Source organism: Vibrio sp. SCSIO 43133 (assembly GCF_023716845.1).
In the GTDB taxonomy this organism is placed as follows: domain Bacteria; phylum Pseudomonadota; class Gammaproteobacteria; order Enterobacterales; family Vibrionaceae; genus Vibrio; species Vibrio mediterranei.
Genome location: NZ_CP068024.1, coordinates 2,255,189 through 2,277,119 on the forward strand (window position 1 = coordinate 2,255,189; position 21,931 = coordinate 2,277,119).

At 43.7% G+C, this 21,931-nt stretch carries 17 protein-coding genes and 2 pseudogenes; 9 read left to right on the plus strand and 10 right to left on the minus strand.

The window, feature by feature from the left end; translation table 11 throughout:
* Nucleotides 1-104 precede the first annotated feature (104 nt).
* Both JKJ11_RS10675 and JKJ11_RS10680 read left to right on the plus strand, forming a co-directional pair.
* Nucleotides 105-1,355: an aromatic amino acid transport family protein gene (locus JKJ11_RS10675; RefSeq protein ID WP_038225865.1), complete on the plus strand. Its 1,251-nt coding sequence runs from the start codon at nucleotides 105-107 to the stop codon at nucleotides 1,353-1,355.
* A gap of 89 nt (nucleotides 1,356-1,444) precedes the next feature.
* Complete coding sequence (locus tag JKJ11_RS10680) at nucleotides 1,445-2,806, plus strand: L-serine ammonia-lyase (protein ID WP_006073710.1); 1,362 nt, start codon at nucleotides 1,445-1,447, stop codon at nucleotides 2,804-2,806.
* A gap of 80 nt (nucleotides 2,807-2,886) precedes the next feature.
* Here the strand turns inward: JKJ11_RS10680 and queD are convergent, their stop codons facing one another.
* The 4 genes from queD to JKJ11_RS10700 are packed head-to-tail and all read right to left on the minus strand — an operon-like array spanning nucleotide 2,887 to nucleotide 6,064.
* Nucleotides 2,887-3,249: a 6-carboxytetrahydropterin synthase QueD gene (queD, locus tag JKJ11_RS10685; protein ID WP_006073712.1), complete on the minus strand. Its 363-nt coding sequence runs from the start codon at nucleotides 3,247-3,249 to the stop codon at nucleotides 2,887-2,889.
* Nucleotides 3,250-3,308: 59 nt separating this feature from the next.
* Nucleotides 3,309-4,442, minus strand: a complete 1,134-nt coding sequence (locus JKJ11_RS10690; protein WP_252038153.1) for a hypothetical protein — start codon at nucleotides 4,440-4,442, stop codon at nucleotides 3,309-3,311.
* Nucleotides 4,435-5,460 carry a glycosyltransferase family 2 protein gene (locus JKJ11_RS10695; RefSeq protein ID WP_006073716.1) on the minus strand — a complete coding sequence of 342 codons (1,026 nt, stop codon included), beginning with the start codon at nucleotides 5,458-5,460 and terminating at the stop codon, nucleotides 4,435-4,437. The genes JKJ11_RS10690 and JKJ11_RS10695 overlap by 8 nt, the downstream gene beginning before the upstream one ends.
* Entirely contained in the window at nucleotides 5,450-6,064 is a 615-nt protein-coding gene (locus JKJ11_RS10700) for a hypothetical protein (RefSeq protein WP_240206090.1), read from the minus strand. The genes JKJ11_RS10695 and JKJ11_RS10700 overlap by 11 nt, the downstream gene beginning before the upstream one ends.
* A gap of 334 nt (nucleotides 6,065-6,398) precedes the next feature.
* Between JKJ11_RS10700 and JKJ11_RS10705 the strand changes: the two genes are divergently transcribed.
* From JKJ11_RS10705 to JKJ11_RS10730, 6 genes are all read left to right on the plus strand, one after another.
* Nucleotides 6,399-8,018 carry a methyl-accepting chemotaxis protein gene (locus JKJ11_RS10705; RefSeq protein WP_252038154.1) on the plus strand — a complete coding sequence of 540 codons (1,620 nt, stop codon included), beginning with the start codon at nucleotides 6,399-6,401 and terminating at the stop codon, nucleotides 8,016-8,018.
* A 124-nt stretch (nucleotides 8,019-8,142) separates the two neighbouring features.
* Nucleotides 8,143-9,543: an asparagine--tRNA ligase gene (gene asnS / locus JKJ11_RS10710; protein ID WP_063603779.1), complete on the plus strand. Its 1,401-nt coding sequence runs from the start codon at nucleotides 8,143-8,145 to the stop codon at nucleotides 9,541-9,543.
* A gap of 207 nt (nucleotides 9,544-9,750) precedes the next feature.
* On the plus strand, nucleotides 9,751-10,059 hold the full coding sequence (locus JKJ11_RS10715) for a hypothetical protein (RefSeq protein WP_252039111.1): 309 nt from the start codon (nucleotides 9,751-9,753) through the stop codon (nucleotides 10,057-10,059).
* Between the two features lie 264 nt (nucleotides 10,060-10,323).
* Nucleotides 10,324-11,514, plus strand: a complete 1,191-nt coding sequence (locus JKJ11_RS10720; protein ID WP_252038155.1) for an amino acid aminotransferase — start codon at nucleotides 10,324-10,326, stop codon at nucleotides 11,512-11,514.
* Nucleotides 11,515-11,648: 134 nt separating this feature from the next.
* Nucleotides 11,649-13,538 (plus strand): putative nucleotidyltransferase substrate binding domain-containing protein, encoded by a 1,890-nt coding sequence (locus tag JKJ11_RS10725; protein ID WP_038225878.1) that lies wholly within the window; start codon nucleotides 11,649-11,651, stop codon nucleotides 13,536-13,538.
* A 9-nt stretch (nucleotides 13,539-13,547) separates the two neighbouring features.
* Entirely contained in the window at nucleotides 13,548-14,264 is a 717-nt protein-coding gene (locus JKJ11_RS10730) for a 3'-5' exonuclease (protein ID WP_038222837.1), read from the plus strand.
* 45 nt (nucleotides 14,265-14,309) lie between these two features.
* Here JKJ11_RS10730 and JKJ11_RS26170 read toward each other — a convergent pair.
* Both JKJ11_RS26170 and JKJ11_RS26175 read right to left on the minus strand, forming a co-directional pair.
* A pseudogene (locus JKJ11_RS26170) lies at nucleotides 14,310-15,482 on the minus strand (methyl-accepting chemotaxis protein); the annotation flags it as partial.
* Nucleotides 15,465-16,193 (minus strand): annotated as a pseudogene (locus JKJ11_RS26175) (cache domain-containing protein); the annotation flags it as partial. The pseudogenes JKJ11_RS26170 and JKJ11_RS26175, both read right to left, overlap by 18 nt.
* Before the next feature lie 403 nt (nucleotides 16,194-16,596).
* Here JKJ11_RS26175 and JKJ11_RS10740 point away from each other — a divergent pair.
* A complete protein-coding gene (locus JKJ11_RS10740; RefSeq protein ID WP_252038158.1) occupies nucleotides 16,597-17,229 on the plus strand; it encodes a CatB-related O-acetyltransferase in 633 nt (210 codons plus the stop codon).
* A gap of 77 nt (nucleotides 17,230-17,306) precedes the next feature.
* Here JKJ11_RS10740 and JKJ11_RS10745 read toward each other — a convergent pair whose 3' ends face one another.
* The 4 genes from JKJ11_RS10745 to JKJ11_RS10760 all read right to left on the minus strand — a co-directional run bounded on the left by JKJ11_RS10745 (nucleotide 17,307) and on the right by JKJ11_RS10760 (nucleotide 21,829).
* The gene (locus tag JKJ11_RS10745) at nucleotides 17,307-18,878 is read right to left on the minus strand and encodes a BCCT family transporter (protein WP_006073732.1); all 1,572 of its coding nucleotides are present in this window, start codon (nucleotides 18,876-18,878) and stop codon (nucleotides 17,307-17,309) included.
* Nucleotides 18,879-19,173: 295 nt separating this feature from the next.
* Nucleotides 19,174-19,650, minus strand: coding sequence for a MarR family winged helix-turn-helix transcriptional regulator (locus JKJ11_RS10750; protein ID WP_006073734.1), 477 nt, complete (start codon nucleotides 19,648-19,650; stop codon nucleotides 19,174-19,176).
* Between the two features lie 194 nt (nucleotides 19,651-19,844).
* Nucleotides 19,845-20,480, minus strand: coding sequence for a response regulator transcription factor (locus JKJ11_RS10755; protein WP_006073738.1), 636 nt, complete (start codon nucleotides 20,478-20,480; stop codon nucleotides 19,845-19,847).
* A complete protein-coding gene (locus JKJ11_RS10760) occupies nucleotides 20,480-21,829 on the minus strand; it encodes a cache domain-containing protein (RefSeq protein WP_006073741.1) in 1,350 nt (449 codons plus the stop codon). The genes JKJ11_RS10755 and JKJ11_RS10760 overlap by 1 nt, the downstream gene beginning before the upstream one ends.
* Nucleotides 21,830-21,931: the final 102 nt, after the last annotated feature.

A 21,931-nucleotide genomic window follows, 5' to 3' on the forward strand; every position in this document is an offset into this window, starting at 1 on the left:
ATCAATATCCCGCTACAAATCATGACCTAGATCTAATTTTCACGTGAGAAAAGCATGCAAAATGCCCCCGACTTATTTCCTGTTCCCAAAATGAGTAACAAACTATGACTACCACAACTACTACGGCAACGAGCCGTTCTTCGTCTAAGTGGACCTATAAGGATTTCACCTGGGCTCTTTCTCTATTCGGTACGGCGGTTGGTGCTGGTGTACTTTTCCTTCCAATTAAAGCAGGTGCTGGCGGCTTTTGGCCATTAGTTATCCTAGCCCTAATTGCAGCACCAATGACTTGGTTTGCACACAAAAGCTTAGCTCGCTTCGTTCTTTCTGCTAAGAACCCAGAAGCGGATATTACCGACACAGTAGAAGAACACTTTGGTAAAACTGGTGCGAACCTCATCACTTTTGCATACTTCTTCGCTATCTATCCAATCGTTCTAATCTACGGTGTAGGTATCACAAACACAGTTGATTCATTCCTAGTGAACCAAATGGGTATGGAATCTATCCCACGCTGGTTGCTTTCAGGCTGTCTGATTGCAGCGATGACTTGTGGTGTAGTATTCGGGAAAGAGCTTATGCTGAAAGCGACTTCCGCGATGGTTTACCCACTAGTATTCATCCTACTTGCTCTATCTGTATACCTAATCCCAGATTGGAATACTTCAATGATGAGCGTTAGCCCTGACTGGGGTTCAATGCCAGCAGTTATCTGGCTAGCGATTCCAATCATTGTTTTCTCTTTCAACCACAGCCCAATTATTAGCCAGTTCTCTAAAGAACAGCGTCGTGTATACGGTGAAGATGCGGTTAAGAAGACTGACATGATCACTGGCGGTGCAGCGATGATGCTAATGGGCTTTGTAATGTTCTTCGTATTCTCTGTTGTTCTATCTCTATCTCCAGAGCAACTAGCGATTGCACAAGAGCAAAACATCTCTGTTCTTTCTTACTTAGCTAACGTTCACGAATCTCCACTGATTTCTATCCTTGGCCCTGTTGTTGCGTTCGCCGCAATCACTTCAAGCTACTTTGGTCACTTCCTAGGTGCACACGAAGGTCTTGTAGGTCTAGGTAAGTCTCGTTCTAAAGCACCAGTTTCTAAGATCGAGAAAGCATCTCTACTATTCATCGTTATTACTACTTGGATTGTTTCTATCATCAACCCAAGCATCCTAGGCATGATTGAAACAATGGGCGCGCCAATGATTGCGGCAATCCTATTCCTAATGCCTGTATATGCAATGAAGAAAGTACCGGCTATGGCTAAGTTCCAAACTTCAGCACCTGTACAAATCTTTACAGCAATCTGTGGTATTGCAGCGATTACTTCTGTAATCTACGGCGCTTTTTAATTGACTTCGTCAGTTGAACATCTCGGTTAAACAATAACGATAATATAAGCCTCCATGTACTTTGGGGGCTTTTCTAGAGGTAAATCAGTATGATCAGTGTTTTTGATATCTACAAAATTGGTGTTGGACCTTCAAGCTCTCACACCGTAGGCCCGATGAAAGCTGGTAAAGAGTTCATCGACGACCTGCGTTCAATGGGTAAGCTAAGAGACATCACCAAGATCACTGTAGATGTTTATGGATCACTATCACTGACAGGGAAAGGTCACCACACAGATATCGCAATCATTATGGGTTTGGCTGGTAACTCACCAGAAAAAGTCGACATCGACTCAATCCCAAGTTTCATTGCCCGTGTTGAAGAAACAGAGCGTCTTCCAGTTGGCATGCACTGTCACACCGTTTCATTTCCTCGTGACGGCGGCATGAATTTCCACTCCACTAATTTAGAGCTTCACGAAAACGGCATGCAGATCCACGCTTGGATCGATGACGAAAAAGCGTATTCAAAAACTTACTACTCTATTGGTGGCGGCTTTATTGTTGATGAAGAGCACTTCGGAAAAGAAGAAGTATCAGCATTAAAAGCTCCTTATGAGTTCAACTCAGCGGAAGAACTGGTAGAACTGTGTAAAGAAAATGGCCTATCAATCAGCACACTGGTTATGGCTAATGAGCACGCTGTACACTCAGATGAAGAGACTCGTACGTACTTCGCTAATATTTGGAAAACAATGCGTGAGTGTATGGAACGCGGCATGAGCACTGAAGGCATTCTGCCTGGTCCACTGCGTGTTCCACGTCGTGCAGCAGCACTTCGCCAACAATTGATCACATCAGAAAAAACCACAACTGACCCGATGTCGGTAGTTGACTGGGTGAACATGTTTGCTTTTGCTGTAAACGAAGAAAACGCAGCAGGTGGTCGCGTAGTTACCGCTCCAACCAATGGTGCTTGTGGCATCATTCCAGCAGTACTTGCTTACTACGACAAGTTTATCCAAACCGTGACTGAAAAAGACTACATCCGCTACTTCGCTGCGTCGGGCGCAATCGGTGGACTGTACAAGCAAAATGCATCGATTTCTGGTGCAGAGGTAGGTTGTCAGGGTGAAGTTGGTGTTGCATGTTCTATGGCGGCGGCAGGTCTTGCTGAACTTATGGGTGGAAGCCCTGAGCAAGTTTGTATGGCAGCTGAAATCGCAATGGAACACAACCTCGGTCTAACTTGTGACCCTGTTGCTGGACAAGTTCAAGTACCATGTATTGAACGTAATGGTATTGCTGCGGTTAAGGCAATTAACTCGACTCGAATGGCGCTTCGTCGTGCTTCTGCACCTCGTGTGTCATTGGATAAAGTTATCGAAACTATGCTTGAAACGGGTAAAGACATGAATGCTAAATACCGTGAAACCTCTCAAGGCGGTTTGGCAATCAAGGTTGTTTGCTAATAGGTAAATTCCAATAACAAAAAACCGAAGCCTGAGCTTCGGTTTTTTTATGGTCATAGTAACGTTTAGCAGCTAGCGGTTTATTCGCCTTTGTAGATACAACCTGCAGTACACGTTTCTTTGATCTCTACTTTACTTAATAGCGGTAGGTTAGGCTTAAGCTGCCCCCAAATCCATTTGGCCAGTACTTCACTGGTAGGGTTCTCTAGTCCCTCAATATCGTTCAAGTAGTAGTGGTCTAAACGATCGTAAATTGGTTTGAATGCTGCTTTGATCTCTGCAAAATCGACTACCCAACCAGTATGCGGATCGACTTCACCTTCAACATAGAGACGCACTAAAAAAGAGTGTCCATGCAGACGACCGCACTTGTGGCCCTCTGGCACATGCGGAAGATGATGTGCAGCTTCGAACATGAACTCTTTATACAACTCAGTTTTCATAGGATATCTCTGTTAAAAAATGACACGCAATCCTACTGAAAACCGAGCTCTATCTCAAGCTATACCGTAAAGAACGACGACGAGAAAAACCCGATAGATATAAATGTCGACATGGCTGCACCGCACAACAGTACTGGCATTTTTGCTCTTGGGTAAGATTCAAGCAACAAGATAATCGCCAGATAAGTAGGATACAAACCAAAGATATAACGTGGCATCGCATTTACACCCGATGATAAAGGTATCACTAAGTTGATAAACATAAATAGCGCTTCAGCATAACGCTTTTTGTAGATTAGATAGCCGTTAAGTGCGAAGCCAAGTAAAGAAACAATGGTGAGATAGAGCTTTGGACCACCTCTTTCAAATCCATATTCCAACCAAACAAATGGATTACTAAAGGTTCTGCCCCACGCCACTTGAATATGACCGAATGCCAATGCATCTCCCATATGGAAGTACAAATAAGCCATGTAAGTAAAGAAGCCTAATGGGATGACCCAAATAGCCGCAATAACCGCCAAACCGCGAGTTTTAAATCGATAAAAACTATTTAACCCATAGTGCTGGATGCCAATAATGAGTACAGAGAATACTAACATCACACCTAGATTTCGCGTCACTGCAGCTAACATCCCTAATACAGCGACCAATAACCAATTCTGGCGATAACAAGCAATGAAGAGTCCTGCTACCAAGGCAATATACAGCGGCTCAGAATAGCCCGCTAATGAATAAACCGTATAAGGCGAGAAGCACATTAACCATATTGCCGTATCTTGCGCATTATTGCTGAGCTTCATCTGTTTCAATGCCATCACTAAAGCAGCAGTGCCAGCAATGAGGGTCACATTAGACACTAAGACCAATGACAGGTTGATGTTATTAACGACGTAATTCACTGTTTTCGCGAGATAAGGGGACATGGGCATAAACGCCCAGTTAGCTCCGTTGCTTTGCCTCATATAGCTAGGCACTAGCGCGTAACCATCTTCCGCTATTCGCCTAAACCATACACAGTCAAAGCGACACATTTGATGCCAAATATCGATGTCCTTGATCGCTTCAGGGTTGAATGAGTACGTTCCTATTAAACCAAAAGCGGCAAAAACGATACGACTAGTGATCACTGCCAGCAAGAGTGTTATCCATTGGTCTTTGGTTAACATTATTGAAGAGTTTGGATTATGCATGGACTGAACTCACTTTCTCGACTTTCTGCGTCCCGGATAGAGGGGGTTGTTCTGGGTTATTTCTCTTGTCATATTGACCATATATTCCTTCTACAAGGTAAATTGGTCTCTGTTTCATTTCACGATACATTCTGCTGATATAGCCGCCGATAATGCCAAGCGAGATCAACTGAATGCCACCTAAGAAAAGTACAACACTAATAGTCGAGGCATATCCCGGAGTCTTAATATCAAAGAAGGTTGCGCCAATCACTATCTTTAGCATAAACAGAAAAGCGAGTAGAGAAATCACACACCCTACAAATCCCCATATTCGCAACGGCCATGCAGTAAAACTCAGTAAACCGTCTACTGCAAAATTCCACAACTTCCAGTAATTAAATTTGGTTTCACCAACATGTCTTTCAGGACGCTTAAAAGTAATCCCTTTAGAACGAAATGCCCCCCAAGCCAATAAGCCTTTCATAAAGCGATTTCTCTCCGGTAGTTGACGCATCGCCTCTATCACTACTCGATCAATCAAACGAAAGTCACCTGCATTTTCCGGCAAGGTTGTTTCTGATGCGAGCCAGTTGAAGACTCGATAAAAGCCACCAGCAGAGACTCGTTTCATCCACGTGTCTTTGCTTCTATCTTCGCGCACGCCATAAACAGTGTCCCACTCACCTGTCTGCCACTCTTTAACAAACTCTAATATGAGTTCAGGAGGGTCTTGAAGGTCAACATCCATAATGACACACGCATCACCTCTAACATGATCAAGACCTGCTGTCATCGCCGCTTCTTTACCGAAATTTCGGGCCAAATTCACTAAAGTGACCCGTTTATCTTTGCCTATCAATTCTTCAATAACCGTGCGAGTTCGATCAGAGCTACCATCATTGACGAAAACAATATCTAATTGATGACGCATTCCATTGAGGGCATTATCCAGCGCATCAATAAACGGTATGATCGACTCTTCTTCATTAAACACGGGAACTAATATGGATAAACTAAACTCGTTGCTACTTTTCATCAGCCCCGTCCTTAATCGTTATTTTGGTGACCGTTAGACTCGCCGGAGTTTCAAATTGCATATATTGGATGGGACGCGCCGCATCGATATTTGCTGCGGGCAATGTAGCTGCAAGAGACAGCTGACCGATAGGCTCCAATCGTGTCTTATGTTCACCATCGATGGAAACGTAAACGGGCTCAGTAATGCTTTTCGCTAGATCAATTTTTACATACACGGAACGAGTTGGGTTTTGGTCAAAGTTAAAATACACACCGCCAGAATGAACCAGTCTCCTACCTTCATTTTTATTACGCTCAAGCTCGGTGTGTAAGTCGTAGTTCCAGCCTTCACGACTAATAAATGGGGACTGCTCTCCGGGCTCAATAATCCCTGACAAAGGCAGCACTAAGTTGTTATTATCCTTGCCCCAAAAAAGCGTGGCTTTATCAATGTAATACGTTTGATAGCCCACCGTTACATTCGGTGTTGCCGCTAAATATAAAACCCACAAATAGTAGCCAGACAACGTAATCAGAATGGCAATTAGACTTATTCTAAGTCGACACTCTTTACCTTTAACATTGCCTCTAGACGTTGTGTTTTCGAGATTTTGTTCGGTCATAATTAATTTACAACTAGTTACATTTCATGATGTTTTACTCCTGCCTAACGGAAAGACTGTCAACATTTAGTCAGAAGCTTATTAAGATTTGATCAACCGATAATTAAACTTAGGGTACAAACCACCACTCATCCACACCTTGTATTTCATCATCGATTTAAACTCATACCAACAAATACCAACTCAACTTATATTTGTCTCATTTCTCAATTCCAAGATTAGTTGCATAAAAAACCATGAGCTTTTCGAGGTTTTACCAATAAATGCCTTCCAGAGCACCGGTAAGTTAACTTAATATTCACTCCGTCAGCCCATATCATTAACAATAAAAACTATGCGTCTAACAATTACAAATAAACTTTTAATAGCGCTTATATTGGTCTTTGGAACAGTGGTTATTATTTCGACAACTTATCAATATAACCAACAAAGGGATCTCATCTATTCAGTCCTCAGTGAACAACTTCATGACAAAGCAAGTAACTATTTCGATAGCTTAAACATGATGATGCTCACAGGTACCATGGCTCAAAAAGAAACGCTGAGAAATAAAGCACTAGCTCAGGAGAATATTGAAAACGTTCGTGTTCTTAGAGGAGATGCTGTTTCCAAGCTATATGGACAAGGTTTAGAAAACCAAGTGGCGGTCGATGACATCGATAAACGTGCCCTCAATGGCGAAACGGTTATAGAGCCGTTCCAAGCAGATTGGGGAAGCGGCCTAGTCGTTGCCCTACCAATGGAGGCAAGCACCAACTATCGAGGTACTAATTGCATTACCTGCCACATGACAAAAGAAGGCGAAGTATTGGGTGCCATTCGCATCGAATACAACCTGAATCAAGTCAATGGATTCATCAATAAGCGAACCGCTATTGCTGTCGCGATTATGGCTGCCATCGCATTTCTTGGTTACTTAGCAACGATATTTATTGCTCGTCGATTTATTGTTGGACCAGTCCAGACAACATCCAAATTTATGACTCGTGTAAGTGGCAGCAAAGATCTCTCCATTAGATTATCGCAAAAACAAAATGATGAAGTCGGTGATTTAACTAATGACATCAATGCATTTCTAGACACGGTCTCAGATAGCCTGACTAAAGTGCAATCTACGGCACAAACTGTCAGTTCAAATGCAGATAAGCTAACAAGCATTGCGGAAAATAACGAATCTATCGCCAAACGTCAGCTTGATGAAACCGCGGCAGTAGAATCCAACATGCAGATGCTGAAACAGCAACAGGCTACAGTCAGTAACGCAACCGAACGTGCATCGCAGTTGATGCAAGAGACGTGTGAACTGACAAAGGCGAGCAGCACCGAAGCTCAATCTGCAAGTAATGATATCGAGTCGTTGGTACAAGACATTACTCAAGTCTCCTCTCATATCTCTGAGCTTAATGAACAGACAGAGCAAGTCTCAGCAATTCTGTCGACAATCAAAGGTATCGCAGACCAAACAAACTTGCTTGCACTCAACGCTGCTATTGAAGCTGCGCGAGCTGGGGAACAAGGGCGTGGTTTTGCGGTTGTAGCAGATGAAGTTCGCTCTCTTGCTAGCAGAACCACGCAAGCGACTAATGATATTGAAGATATCATTGCCAAATTCCAACAAGGCAGTAGCCATTCTGTTCAAGCGGTTCGAAACGTCTCCGAAACAGCTCACCAAAGAGCGGATGAGGTTCAAGCACTGGCAGATAAAATGCAGACCGTTGTATCTCAAATTGAGGCTACGACTGACATAGCTAGTCAAGTGCAAGAGCAAATACAAGCTAACCGAGAAACCAGCGAAAACGTTGGTCAAAAAACCGTCGTAATTAGTGAGCATGCCAATGAAGCCTCGGACTCGGCGACTCAAACTCACCAAATTAGCATGGATTTGCAGCAACTCTCCCACCAACTCGATACGTTACTGAATCAATTTATGCTGAATAACCACAATAAAGGTTGAACCGTAAAAATTGACAGGTAATATGTCCCTTTGAAAAGAAATTTAGTAGCAACCCAATGAATTGGCTAAATGTTAGCCAAAGTCATTGGGTTGTATTGTTACCTCCATGGAGAAGATTAATAACATGACTTACGCGCCTGTAACTGACGTACTAAGCGGTAAGCTAGCTGTTGACAGTGAAGTCACTGTACGCGGCTGGATCCGTTCACGTCGTGATTCCAAAGCTGGAATCTCTTTCCTTGCCATCTACGACGGCTCTTGTTTCGACCCGATTCAGGCCGTGGTCCCTAATAATCTTAATAATTACGAGAATGAAGTACTGAAGCTAACAACAGGCTGTTCTGTTGAAGTAACAGGTACCATCGTAGAGTCTCCAGCAAAAGGTCAAGACTTCGAACTTGCAGCGACAGACGTTAAGGTTGTTGGTTGGGTTGAAGATGCTGATACTTATCCGATGGCGAAAACACGTCACTCAATCGAGTATCTGCGTGAAGTTGCTCACCTGCGTCCACGTACCAATGTTATTGGTGCTGTTGCGCGTGTACGTAACTGCCTATCTCAAGCTATCCATCGCTTTTATCACGAGCAAGGCTATTTCTGGATGTCTGCACCACTTATCACGGCTTCTGATGCAGAAGGTGCTGGTGAGATGTTCCGCGTTTCTACGCTAGATATGGCTAACCTGCCATTGACAGAGCAAGGCGATGTAGACTTCAACGAAGATTTCTTCGGTAAAGAAACATTCCTGACGGTATCTGGTCAACTTAACGCTGAAGCATATGCTTGTGCTTTAAGCAAAGTGTACACATTCGGCCCAACTTTCCGTGCTGAAAACTCAAATACTAGCCGTCACCTAGCGGAATTCTGGATGGTTGAGCCTGAAGTCGCGTTTGCAGACCTTGATGATGCAGCGAAACTGGCTGAAGACATGCTGAAATATGTGTTCAAAGCGGTATTGGAAGAACGTCGTGATGATCTTGAGTTCTTTGCTCAACGCATCAACAAAGAAGCAATTACTCGTTTAGAGAAGTTTGTAGAATCTGACTTCGCGCAGGTAGACTACACTGACGCAATTCAAATCCTGCTTGATTCAGGTAAAGAGTTCGAGTTCCCTGTTGAATGGGGTATCGATATGTCTTCTGAGCATGAGCGCTACCTAGCGGAAGAGCACTTCAACGCACCAGTTGTTGTTAAGAATTACCCGAAAGACATCAAAGCGTTCTACATGCGTATGAACGATGACGGTAAAACAGTAGCGGCTATGGACGTACTGGCACCGGGCATTGGTGAAATCATCGGTGGTTCTCAACGTGAAGAACGTCTAGAACTTCTAGACAAGCGTATGGTAGAAATGGGTATCGACCCTGAGCACATGAACTGGTACCGCGATCTTCGCCGTTATGGCACAGTACCTCACTCAGGATTTGGTCTAGGCTTTGAACGTCTAGTATCTTACGTGACTGGCATGGCAAACATCCGCGATGTGATTCCGTTCCCACGTGCACCTCGCAGCGCGAACTTCTAATTCTTACTCATTTTGCTCTTACGAGCAGAGATAGAATCCAATTCAAAGACCACCGCTTATGGTGGTCTTTTTTATTTCATCACATGCCAATTCAAGAGCGGATAACTGAATGCTTAATTTGCAAATTCGAATCGAATATTCTGTTGGTAATTCATCCTATTAGCACTACATTTAGAGTGTAAACTTTATATAGAACGAGGTCTCATGATGGGAAAATTTACAGTAAAAGACATTGAATACTATGGTGAATCAGACGGCGTTCATAAATGGCAATCTTCAAGTGGTCAACCATATTACTGGCATCCTGATTGGCTACATGTTGCCGAAGATGAAACCGGATTGCACCCAAAACAAGCGCTAGAAGTGGATGACAATGAAAGCGCAACAAAAGAGCATGCAACAACCGCTATTGTTAAACATCTCAACGAATGGCTAAAAGATAAATTAGACCAAAACCCAGATATAGAAACTCAAGCTGTAGAATCTGAGCACGAGCTTAAAGGCAAAGACGATTAATCGTTATCTATCTTAGCTGACGTGCTTTCCATTGCTGCATAAAGAGCACGTTAGTTATAACTTAACCTAGCAACTCAAACACTATTTCTAGAACTTTACATACACAAACAATGAATTAGTGTCCTTTTCTGTTTCAAATCAAAATAATTTTCTGTTTTCTTCTTTAATGTGGTTGTCTCCTATAGCCTTGAAAGGTATAAATAGGCTGTTGTCGTTTGTTAACAAACGTTTTGATTGCCCCTTCAATTAACATGGATGAAGAATATGTTTGAAAAAGTTGTTGCAGCACCCGCCGATCCAATCCTTGGTCTTACAGATGAGTTTAAAAAAGACACTCGCGCAGAGAAAATTAACCTAGGTGTTGGTATCTATAAGAATGAACAAGGTGAAACTCCCGTTCTAGCGACTGTTAAGAAAGCAGAAGCGGCACTGCTGGAGACTGAGAAAACCAAATCTTATCTAACGATTGAAGGGACAGCTGAATACGGTCTAGCTGTTCAAAAACTGCTTTTCGGCGCTGATTCAGAGATCGTTGCCGAAAAACGTGCCAAAACAGCTCAAGCTCCAGGTGGTACTGGCGCACTTCGTGTTGCTGGTGAGTTCATCAAGCGTCAGCTTGGTGAAGTGAAAATTTGGATCAGCAACCCTACTTGGGCGAACCATAATGGCGTATTTAGCGCAGCAGGTATCGAAACCGCGCAATATCGTTACTACGACGCTGAAACTAAAGATAAAGACTTTGCAGGCATGGTTGCAGATCTTGAACAAGCGTCGGCTGGCGATATTGTGTTGCTACACGGTTGCTGCCATAACCCAACAGGCATCGATCCTACTGCCGATGAGTGGGACCAATTAGCTAAACTTGTTGCAGCGAAAGGCCTAATCCCATTATTTGACTTTGCTTATCAAGGCTTTGCTAAAGGTGTAGAAGAAGACGCTCAAGGTCTACGTGCATTCGCTAAACACAACAAAGAGATTCTAGTGGCAAGCTCTTTCTCTAAGAACTTTGGTCTATATAACGAGCGTGTTGGTGCCTTCACATTGGTTGCGACTTCCGAAGAAGTGGCAACAACGGCTTTCTCTCAAGTTAAGAGCATCATCCGTTCAATCTACTCTAACCCACCAGCACACGGTTCTGCAGTAGTAACTCACATTCTAAATGACCAAGCACTGCGCGCAGAATGGGAACAAGAAGTGGCAGAAATGCGCGACCGTATCCAAGAAATGCGTGAACTATTCGTAGAGACTCTTAAAGCCGAAGGCGTAGACGCAGACTTCAGCTTTATCGAACGCCAAAATGGCATGTTCTCTTTCTCAGGCCTGTCTAAAGAGCAAGTTAACCGCTTAAAAGAAGAGTTCGGTATTTACATCGTTGGTTCTGGCCGTATCAGTGTTGCTGGTATGACAAAGTCAAACATGGGTCCGCTATGTAAAGGTATCGCCGCAGTTCTATAAGCTCTAGCTCATAGAATCAAGACGTTAGCATTGAACAAATGCAACTAGAAGGCATAAATAATAGGTCAGCTTCGGCTGACCTTTTTTGTATCTGCGTGTAGTATTAAAGCATTGACCGACAGCTAAGGCCGCACATGGACGCAGAAATCTTGGAAATTCAAAACTTCCTAGCCTCCCACCCTCCTTTTGACGAACTTCCAGAAGAGACCGTACTTTATGTCTCTCAACATATGGAAATCGCTTACTACCGACAAGATACACCCATCATCCACTTTGGTGATGATATTCACGACCTTTATATGGTTCGCAGTGGTGTGGTTGAAATCTACCGTCGAAAAGGAGAGCTCTACAATCGCCTAGATGAGGGAGACCTATTTGGACAGATGGGACTGCTAACCAACAACAAAGTCCGTTTTCCTGCAAAAGCTGTCGAAGACACGTTAGTTTACTGTTTGTCAGCCGAAATCTTCCAGGAGCTCTATGACGGCTTCGACTCATTTGCTGATTTTGTAGAAGTAGAGGATACGGTACGTCTACGCCAAGCGGTATCCAACAACACCAATGAGAATGACCTGACCACATCCAAAGTAAGAACTTTACTAACACGTGACGCTCCAACTATCGAACGTTCTAGTACCATTCAAAACGCTGCACGATTAATGGCAGACGAACAAGTATCATCGTTACTGATCATTGACCCAGAAATTGTAGACAATGATGAGGAAGACACTTCTCCAGTCCTCGGCATTATTACTGATAGGGACTTATGTACTCGTGTACTTGCAGAGAGCCTTGATCCACAGGATGAAGTGGGTAGCGTGATGTCAACCGATGTGATTTCTCTCGATCACAATGCTTATGTTTACGAAGCCATGCTTACCATGCTTCGTTACAACGTGCATCACTTGCCGGTACTCAAAAACAAACAGCCTATCGGCATCATAGAAACTACCGATATCGTCCGTTACGAATCGCAGAACTCGTTACTATTGGTGAGCAGTATTTTCCAACAACAGTCCGTTGAAGAGCTTAAATCGCTCTCCGAACAAGTTGGAGACAGCTTTGTCCGTTTAGTTAACGAAGATGCTAATGCTCATATGGTAGGAACCGCCATGTCGGTCATTGGCCGAAGCTTTAAGCAGCGCATAATTGAACTTGCAGAAGAAGAACTCGGAAGCGCGCCTATCCCTTACTGCTTCTTAGCACTTGGCTCAATGGGACGAGACGAGCAACTTGTCGTCACAGACCAGGATAACGCCATTATTCTTGATGACAGCTACGATGAGAAGAAACATGGGAAGTACTTCGAAGCCTTTGCTAAGTTCATTTGTGATGCTCTGGCAGACTGTGGGTACAGTTACTGCACGGGTGACATCATGGCCACCAATCCGGAATGGCGCATGACTCGCAAAGAGTGGGAAGCGTGTTTCTCTGATTGGATTGATGATCCTAACCCGAAAGCCCTGTTGAATGCATCGATCTTCTTTGACCTCGATGGTGTGTACGGCAAGTTGAAATGGGCCGAGCAACTAAATAGCTTTATTGTCCGTCGTGCCCGTCGTAACAACCGATTCCTTGCTTGTTTGGCACGAAATGCCTTAAACCGAAAACCACCTCTCGGTTTCTTTAAAGATTTTGTGATGGAAAAAGATGGTCAACATAACAACTCCATCAACCTCAAACGTCGCGGTACTGCACCTTTGGTCGACCTAATTCGAGTACACGCGTTGGCGGTAGGTTCTCGCTCTACTAATTCATTTGAACGACTGGACGACATTCATGAAGCGGGAATATTACCCAAAGGCCGTGCCCGAGATCTCAAAGACGCGCTTGAGTTTATCTCTATGGTACGCATTAGCCACCAAGCTATCGACGTAGAGCAAGGAATAGAACCAGATAACAATATCGAGCCTGAAAATCTTTCTGACTTTGAGCGTCGAAACTTAAAAGACGCGTTCCAGATCTTAAGTAACGGTCAAAATTTCCTCAAATTCCGTTACCAAGCAAATAACGCGTTAAAGTAGGTTCAAATGATTAAGAAATTACTTCAGCCCCCTTCCGTTCAATGGGCAAACAAATTTGCGACCTTGGCAGAACGAGTTAATGATGAGCGCCTACGCGCATTTTACTCTGCCGGACTGCCTGCTGCAGACACGCCATTGAATGAGTTAGAGTTCGTTGCATTGGATTTCGAAACCACTGGACTAAATCCGGACAAAGATGGAATTCTCTCTATCGGTTTAGTGCCGTTTAACGCGTCTCGTATTCGTCTCAAGCAAGCAGCGCATTGGACCATCAGACCCAAAGCTAAGCTTGAAGAAGAATCCGTTGTCATTCACGGGATTACGCACAACGACATTCTTGATGCCCCAACATTGGATGAAGTATTGGGCGATGTCCTTTCAGCGCTAGCGGGAAAAATTATCGTTGTCCATTATCGACCCATTGAGAGAGGCTTTCTAAATAGTGCGCTTAAGCGAATGATTGGAGAAGGCATTGAGTTTCCGGTTGTCGATACCATGCAAATCGAATCGGATTATCAATCGCGCCTGACCGGAGGCATTATTAATAAACTGAAAGGGAAACGAGCAGACTCTGTGAGACTTGGTCAAAGCCGACGTCGATATGGATTACCTGATTACCCACCTCATCATGCGCTGACCGATGCCATCGCGACAGCAGAACTTTTGCAAGCTCAGCTTGCTTATCATTTCGAAGGCAAACATACGATTAGCGAGATTTGGCTATAACTTTGCATTCCCCTCTGACCACGTTTGGTCAGAGGAGAAATAAGATTAGATCTTAAAGCGACCAATCTCTTTCTCTAGTTTCTGAGATAAATTAGATAGGTCAACGGCTTGCTGTGCCGCTTCCTGAGCTTCTTCAGCTAACTCATCAGACACATCACGTATACCTTGGGTATTTCGAGTGATTTCAGAGGTCACAGACGCTTGTTCTTCCGCTGCCGTAGCTATTTGCGCAGCCATATCACTGATTTGTTCAACAGCCGCATGAATTTGCGTTAGGCTCGCTGCAGCACAATTCGCATCGTCAACACTAGTATCAGCCAGTTTTCGACTATCGTTCATAATACCCACCGCTTTTGCAGTGGTTGCTTGCAAGGTTTCAATCGTACTTTGAATTTCTTGAGTTGACGCATGAGTACGCTGACTAAGCACACGAACCTCATCCGCTACAACCGCAAACCCACGACCCTGCTCTCCTGCACGAGCTGCTTCAATTGCTGCATTAAGAGCGAGCAAGTTCGTTTGTTCAGCGATGTCTTGAATAGTCGAAAGAATGGTATTGATGCTATTACCGTGCGTCTCAAGCTCTTGAATTACGCCCGTCGCCACTTGAACTTCTGCCGCCAGATTTTGAATAGAGCCTTGAGTTTGAGAAACTTGGCCAGCACCGTGATTACTCGCACCAACCGCTTCTGACGAATTAGATGCTGTCATGTCGGCATTACTTGCGATTTCTTGAGTGGCCGCAGCCATCTCGTTAATCGCTGTCGCAACCATGTTGATTTCATCTTGCTGTGTTTGAATACGCTGGCTACGCACTCGGGCATGCGTTGCCGTATCTTTAGCTTGCTCCGATAGAGCCAATGATACATCTTTCAGGTGCATGACCGTTTCATGCATATAGCTGACGAACGTATTGAAGTTTCTAGCCAACTGCCCTACTTCATCTTTACTACGCGGTTCTAAACGCTGAGTTAGGTCACCTTCACCAGAAGCAATCTCTTTCAATGCTTTTGACACGCGAGCGAGGTCATTCACTAAGAAACTCATCAACCACGACGCTACAATACCAACCAGAATAACAATAATCAGAGAGGTAATAATCAGTTGAGTTAATGCCGTTTTGTGACCCGCTAGTTCTGTCGCTTTATCAAGTTCAACCGCAAACACCCAGTTTGTTCCGGGAACCTTCGAGAAGAACATCAGCTTCTCAGTACCGTTTAGTTTAAGCTCCAACATTGAGTTATCGGACGCTTTTTGCTGAATAGTTTGGATATTAAAACTCTGACCCAATGCCGTCACAGGCTTTAGAAGTAGCGATTTGTTAGGGTGCGCTAAGAAAGTGCCATTAGTCAGATCAATGAGCATTGCTGTCGCATTATTACCGACGTTTAAGCTGATTACATCGTTAACTAATTGGTCAATGAGAACATCAGCCCCAACGACCCCCATAAGTTGGCCGTGCTGTTTTACTGGCTCTGCAATTGTCACCAACAGTGCGTTGGTAATGGCATCTTGATAGGCCTCAGTGATAATCTGTTTATTCGCAGCCTGAGCCTCTTGATACCAAGGACGGGTACGAGGATCGTAATCAGCACGATTACGCTCAGGGTGAGAGCGGAACATTTCACCAGTCGGAGTGCCAAAGAAAATGTCGTCAAAGCCACCCGCTATGCGGGCTTGCTGTAAATATGGAACTTTATCCTCTTGATCAACAAAACCGTTGAACGCAGTGGCGATAGTTTTGCGAATATCGACCCAGTTTTTAATGCCTTCTACAGCAGCGTATGAGACGTTGTTCGCACGTGCACTGATTGCAGCATTAGTTTGCGAGGATAATTGATTAGCGGCAAGAATGGTCAACGCGACCGCCATGAGCACCACCGCACTGAGTGTGGCAGCAATAAGCTTTTGTCTTAATGATAAGTTCATAGTTTATTATTCTGTCTTTGTCGGATTTTGGTTGTTATTTTTATTGTTAACCACTACGTGGCGTGCGAATAATATACATATTCAGCAGCAAAATCGAGCGCCAATATATTGACTTATAAGCATTTTGTAGTGACATTTCATTGACCCCACTAATTTTACAAACAATGTTTTTATTTGTATTATGCTGGAGATTTAATCAACTCCACTATAATCGGCTGATCACTCCATTTCTTTAGGGCTCGACATGTTAAAGATCTACCAAAGACAATATGCAGTTGTCGAGGCCATTGCCTACTTGAAGCAACCTCACATTCATTAGCTAATGTTGACTTTTGTGCTGACAGCACTCAAAAACTCGCGAGAATTTCTCAACATTCACTTTGGCTAATTTTAGAGGTTCACTATGAACTCCAAACATTGGACTCGGTTTGAACTACTCCATCAAACTGTGACTAACCCTAATGTCCACGTTAAAGGTACGCATAGTTATTACAGCGACGCTTACGACAATGGTTTCGAGTCGTCGGTCGTCCGCTACCTGCATGGCGACGAGCAAACTCGACATAAGTCGCCGCCATGGGACATTGACCAACTATATATAGGCGATTATGTCTGTATCGGAGCAGAAGCAGTAATACTTATGGGTGGCAACCACACTCATCGACTCGATTGGTTTTCACTCTATCCATTTTTGGACAATGTCGAACAGGCTTATCAATCGAAAGGCGATACCATTATTTCTGATGGTGCATGGATTGGCATGCGAGCAATGCTCATGCCAGGAGTGTCTATTGGTGAAGGTGCAGTAGTTGCGGCGAATAGCGTGGTGACGAAAGATGTAGCGCCTTATTCGATAGTTGGCGGTAACCCAGCAAAGGTCATTAAGCATAGGTTTGATGCCGACAGCATAAAGCGTTTGCTAACACTCAATATCTATCAATGGAGTGAAGAAAAATTCGAGGCGCTACGACACTTCATTTGCGCCAGCGATATCGATGCACTTGAAAGTGCTCACACACTCTATGAAAGCCGTTAATAGCAATCATAATTTGAACATCGATAAACAAAAAGAGCGGCTAATTAGCCGCTCTTTCTTATCTGCTCAGATTGCAATCAGTATTTTTCAGTTCTCATACCAAGCAATAAGCTCACACACATCATCAGCAAAATGATGGTGAACGGTAATGCAGATGAAATCGCACCGGCTTGCAATGCTGCAATCGCCTCATTACCACCAATCCAAAGTAGCGCAACTGCGATAGCACCTTCCATAAACGCCCAGAATACGCGCTGAATAACTGGTGCATCGACTTTACCGCCCGCTGTAATACTATCGATTACCAAAGAGCCTGAGTCTGACGACGTAATAAAGAACACCAAAACAAGCACAACAGCAACGATAGAGAGCATCGTACCCATAGGCAATTCATCGAACATTTCAAACATCGCCAATGGAACATCACCTAAGCCATTGGTACCCAGTGAGCCAACTTGATTAATCACTTGATCAATAGCCATGCCACCAAATACTGACATCCACACCACGGTCACTGCGGTCGGTACGATAAGTACAGCTGTAATAAATTGGCGAACAGTACGACCTTTAGATACACGCGCGATAAACATACCTACGAATGGGGACCATGAAATCCACCACGCCCAGTAGAACACAGTCCAACCGTGCATCCATACTTCATCTTCGCGTCCATGAGGGTTGCTTAGTGGAATAATGTTCTTAATATACGCAAACAACGTCTCAGGAATCGCGGCAAATGTAACGGCATAACCAATAAAAGCAACTAATATAAGCAACAAGAAGGCGATGATCATGTTGATATTACTAATTACCTTAACACCGCCATCAATACCGCGTAATACAGAAACAACCGCCAATAATGTTACGACCGCAATAACGACAATTTGCAAAGTCATTCCTGACTCAACACCAAACACGTGATGAATACCGCTCGCTGCTTGCTGCGCACCTAAACCAAGAGATGTTGCTAAGCCGAACAAAGTCGCCAATACCGCAAGAATATCAACGATGTGACCTGCCCAACCCCAAGCTCTGTCGCCAAGAATCGGATAGAAAATTGAACGCATCGACAAAGGTAAACCTTTGTTGTAGGCAAAGAAGGCAAGTGAAAGAGCAACAACGCCGTAGATTGCCCATGGGTGTAGACCCCAATGGAACATAGTAGCACCCATTGCAAGCTCTCTTGCCGCCGCAGTGTTTGGCTCTACACCTAGTGGAGTTTCAAACCAGCCAGTAAAGTAAGCCACGGGCTCAGCTACACTCCAGAACATTAAACCAATACCCATACCAGCAGCGAACAACATGGCAAGCCATGACATAAACGAATAATCCGCGACCGCATCTTTACCACCAAGGCGGATTTTACCGTATGGGGACACTATCAATGCTAGGCAGAAAACAACAAATATGTTCCCAGACCACATGAATAGCCAATCAAATTTATCAATGATTGCTAGTTTGATACCATCAAGAGCAGATTTTGCGGTATCCGCGTCAACAATGACGGTTAGTAAGAGAAGCAGTGCAATAAATCCCGCACTAATCCCGAAGACAGGGTTGTGAACATCAAACCCCCATTTCTGGACATTATCTTGCCCAATAGTGTAGTCAGTACTATCAATACTGTACTTATCAATACCCTTTGTCATTAATCCTCTCTATGACCCATTCCTTTCAACTCAAAGCATTTTAGGTCAAAACTATGAATGCTGGACTACAACGAACAGCTGACCCTTAACGATATCTGCTTTGCAAACGCTGTATTTTACCAAATTATAAGCGGAATTTCACAAAATGTTAGGAAAGTCAGACAATTCGTACCAAATGGAACTGAGACAATTAACGATTAGAACTCGAATTAAATCGGAGTGGGCGGGAGTTTAAGGGCCAAAATAGAAGAGACATATGGCCCCAAATTGATGAGGCCACTATTCCAATAAAATACTAGTTCTTTGAAATATTACTATCGAGTTGTAGAACCGGAGACGCGTCAATATCGTCGGCATTCATCATCAACGAAATACGCTGGATCGACGACAGCAATAAAGTTTGCTCCCAACTTTCTAGACGCTGAAATTTCTGAACAAAACTATCCTGAAGTGGTAAAGGAGAATCTTTTAATACTTCCTCCCCCTTCTCAGTCAAAGTTGCGTGCACTTTGCGTTTGTCTTGCTGACTCCGAATACGTTGGACATAATCTTGAGCTTCAAGGCGGTCTATGATCGTCGTTGCCGTGGCTTGGCTGATATTGGTTGAGTTTGAAAGTTCACGAATTGTCACATCACCCATATCTTTGATAGCTTTCATCAAAATAAGCTGAGGCCCCGTCAAGCCGCACTCTTTCTTAAGCTTTTTAGAGTGTAGGTCAATCGCGCGGATAATCTGGCGTAACGCCACCAATACTTCTTCGTGTTTTTCCAATTTCCAATCCAGTCTTTCAAAGGGTTAGCGCGCTCTTTATAACAGAACGCGAAACAGAATGCGTCGTGATTTTAGTAAAAGTCTCAATTGATCACAGCTTTTGTCCACTTAAACAACCTAAAACCTCGCTAAATCTAGCTTCACGCCTATTTTATGCTCGTTAGGAGCATATTAAACCAAGTCGTTTAAGCACCCTACGACAAACCATTTTCTAGAGCGTATTTTGCCAACTCTGCCGTCGAATGTAGATCCAGTTTATGTTTGATGTTTTGACGATGAGTCTCCACTGTTCGATAGGAGATGTCTAACATCTGAGCTATTTTCTTACTACTACAACCTTGAGCTACTAACTTGAGCACAGACTCTTCACGTCGACTCAATGGGTTGGACTTTGCAACGACAGGGGTAATCTCTTGAGAGAATAATGTTTGGGTGACTGACTCACAAAAGTAGGTCGACCCTTGATGAACAGTCTTAATTGCCTGCACCATTTTCTCTGCGGAGATTTCCTTTAGCATGTAACCTACCGCTCCTGCCTGCATTACCTTCATAATGTATTCACGATTATCATGCATCGTTAACATTAGAACTCGGATATTGGGAAGCTCTTCTTTAAGCACTTGCGTGGACTCAATGCCGTTCATTATCGGCATACTTACATCCATTAAGACCACATCCGGCAAAGTGCTTTTGACGACCTCAATAGCTTCTACACCATTGCTTGCAGTTGCAACCACATCGATTTCCGGTTCCCGCTCTAGCCTAGCCATAAAACCTTCAAGAACAACCTGATGATCATCGACAATGACGACTCGGATCTTGGCATCCATTACACTGCCTCCTCTACCTTTAACAACACGGTAATTTCTGTTCCCTTTCCATATTCACTAATCAGCTCGAACTCTCCCCCGATGAATTCCACTCGTTCGCGCATGTTTCTTAATCCAATCCCACGGCTATTCATCGCATTTCCAACATCAAATCCAACTCCATCATCGGTGACGATCAACTGTAGTACACCGCCAAATTGCTTCAAGAACACGGTGACCTTGGTCGCCTGAGCATGCTTTTCGATATTATTAAGAGACTCTTGAACCACTCTATAGAGTGTAGTCGCCACTTCAGATTTGAGTTTCGAGGCATTGGAGTCTAAAACCAGTTCAGTACTTGCCATGGAGTAAGTTTTAAAATCTTGCAAGAGAGTGGTAATCGCTGCTTCCAAACCTATATCATCCAAAGCACTAGGACGTAAGTGATGGGAAATTCGACGAACTTCCATTATTGCTTCTGACAATGAAGATTGAGATTGCTGTAAGTGCCCCATAGAACGATCATCAACGCTTCTCGTGTCCATCAACTCAAGATGACATTTACTCGACACCAGCAATTGATTTACCCCATCATGAAGCTCTCTGGCTAAATGCTTACGTTCATCCTCCTGAAACATCACCGTTTTATGGGCGAGCTCTTTTAGATTTTTATCAGCTAATTTATGTTCGTGCCAATTAACCGCTAAGGTCAGTACAATAATCACCGCTACTGTTACTGCGAAAATTGTCACGATAGAAAATATCGTGGTCTCGATATTGTTATCAATGGCGGCCCTTAATATTGCCACTTCTTGCGCCACATCTTCGATATACAGCCCGGTCCCTATCATCCAGTCCCACTTATCCAGCCAAGCTGCATAACTAAGTTTGGTGACCGTTTCTCCAGTAGAAGGTTTTTGCCATAAGTACTGGTGATAGCCCCCTCCTGATTGAGCTTGAAACAACAGAGCTTCAATCAGGTAATCACCATCTTGGTCTTGAAGTTTTAACAAGTTTCGACCAACAAGTTGTGGAAGAATTGGGTGAACAAGGTTGGTGCCGTTTTTATCGTAGGCAAAAAAGTAGCCATCGGTTCCATAACGTAGACGATTGAGCGTTTCTTTGACCTGATTTTTGGCTTCAGTCTCAGTTAATGAAGAGTTGTTATAGACCTGCTCAATGGCATCAAAGGCCATTTCGACGCTATCTTTAAGAGCAGATTCTTTTGAGCGAATAAGACTCTCTCGGAAAATGTTAATTTCATTTTCTCCGAGGGCTTTTGCTTGGTGAAGAGTTATCCAACTAACACTCGCCGTCACAATGATAAGTGGGATGAGTGTCAGTAAGATAAGTTTTGCTTTGAGCGGCATAGAAGTCCTTTTTCTAAGCTGCATTGGATGTAGCTTATTGTTTCCTATTGTAAACAGTAGCAATGTCTAAAATAGAAATGAACCACTATGCCGAGCTAACGC

Excerpts from the sequence above, each read along its gene's own strand:
- JKJ11_RS10755 (WP_006073738.1), bottom strand. The coding sequence starts at position 20,480 with ATGGATGCCAAGATCCGAGTCGTCATTGTCGATGATCATCAGGTTGTT.
- JKJ11_RS10715 (WP_252039111.1), top strand. The coding sequence starts at position 9,751 with ATGGGAAAATTTACAGTAAAAGACATTGAATACTATGGTGAATCAGAC.
- JKJ11_RS10695 (WP_006073716.1), bottom strand. The coding sequence starts at position 5,460 with ATGAAAAGTAGCAACGAGTTTAGTTTATCCATATTAGTTCCCGTGTTT.
- JKJ11_RS10725 (WP_038225878.1), top strand. The coding sequence starts at position 11,649 with ATGGACGCAGAAATCTTGGAAATTCAAAACTTCCTAGCCTCCCACCCT.
- JKJ11_RS10720 (WP_252038155.1), top strand. The coding sequence starts at position 10,324 with ATGTTTGAAAAAGTTGTTGCAGCACCCGCCGATCCAATCCTTGGTCTT.
- JKJ11_RS10700 (WP_240206090.1), bottom strand. The coding sequence starts at position 6,064 with ATGACCGAACAAAATCTCGAAAACACAACGTCTAGAGGCAATGTTAAA.
- JKJ11_RS10740 (WP_252038158.1), top strand. The coding sequence starts at position 16,597 with ATGAACTCCAAACATTGGACTCGGTTTGAACTACTCCATCAAACTGTG.
- JKJ11_RS10705 (WP_252038154.1), top strand. The coding sequence starts at position 6,399 with ATGCGTCTAACAATTACAAATAAACTTTTAATAGCGCTTATATTGGTC.
- JKJ11_RS10760 (WP_006073741.1), bottom strand. The coding sequence starts at position 21,829 with ATGCCGCTCAAAGCAAAACTTATCTTACTGACACTCATCCCACTTATC.
- queD (WP_006073712.1), bottom strand. The coding sequence starts at position 3,249 with ATGAAAACTGAGTTGTATAAAGAGTTCATGTTCGAAGCTGCACATCAT.
- JKJ11_RS10675 (WP_038225865.1), top strand. The coding sequence starts at position 105 with ATGACTACCACAACTACTACGGCAACGAGCCGTTCTTCGTCTAAGTGG.
- JKJ11_RS10680 (WP_006073710.1), top strand. The coding sequence starts at position 1,445 with ATGATCAGTGTTTTTGATATCTACAAAATTGGTGTTGGACCTTCAAGC.
- asnS (WP_063603779.1), top strand. The coding sequence starts at position 8,143 with ATGACTTACGCGCCTGTAACTGACGTACTAAGCGGTAAGCTAGCTGTT.
- JKJ11_RS10690 (WP_252038153.1), bottom strand. The coding sequence starts at position 4,442 with ATGCATAATCCAAACTCTTCAATAATGTTAACCAAAGACCAATGGATA.
- JKJ11_RS10745 (WP_006073732.1), bottom strand. The coding sequence starts at position 18,878 with ATGACAAAGGGTATTGATAAGTACAGTATTGATAGTACTGACTACACT.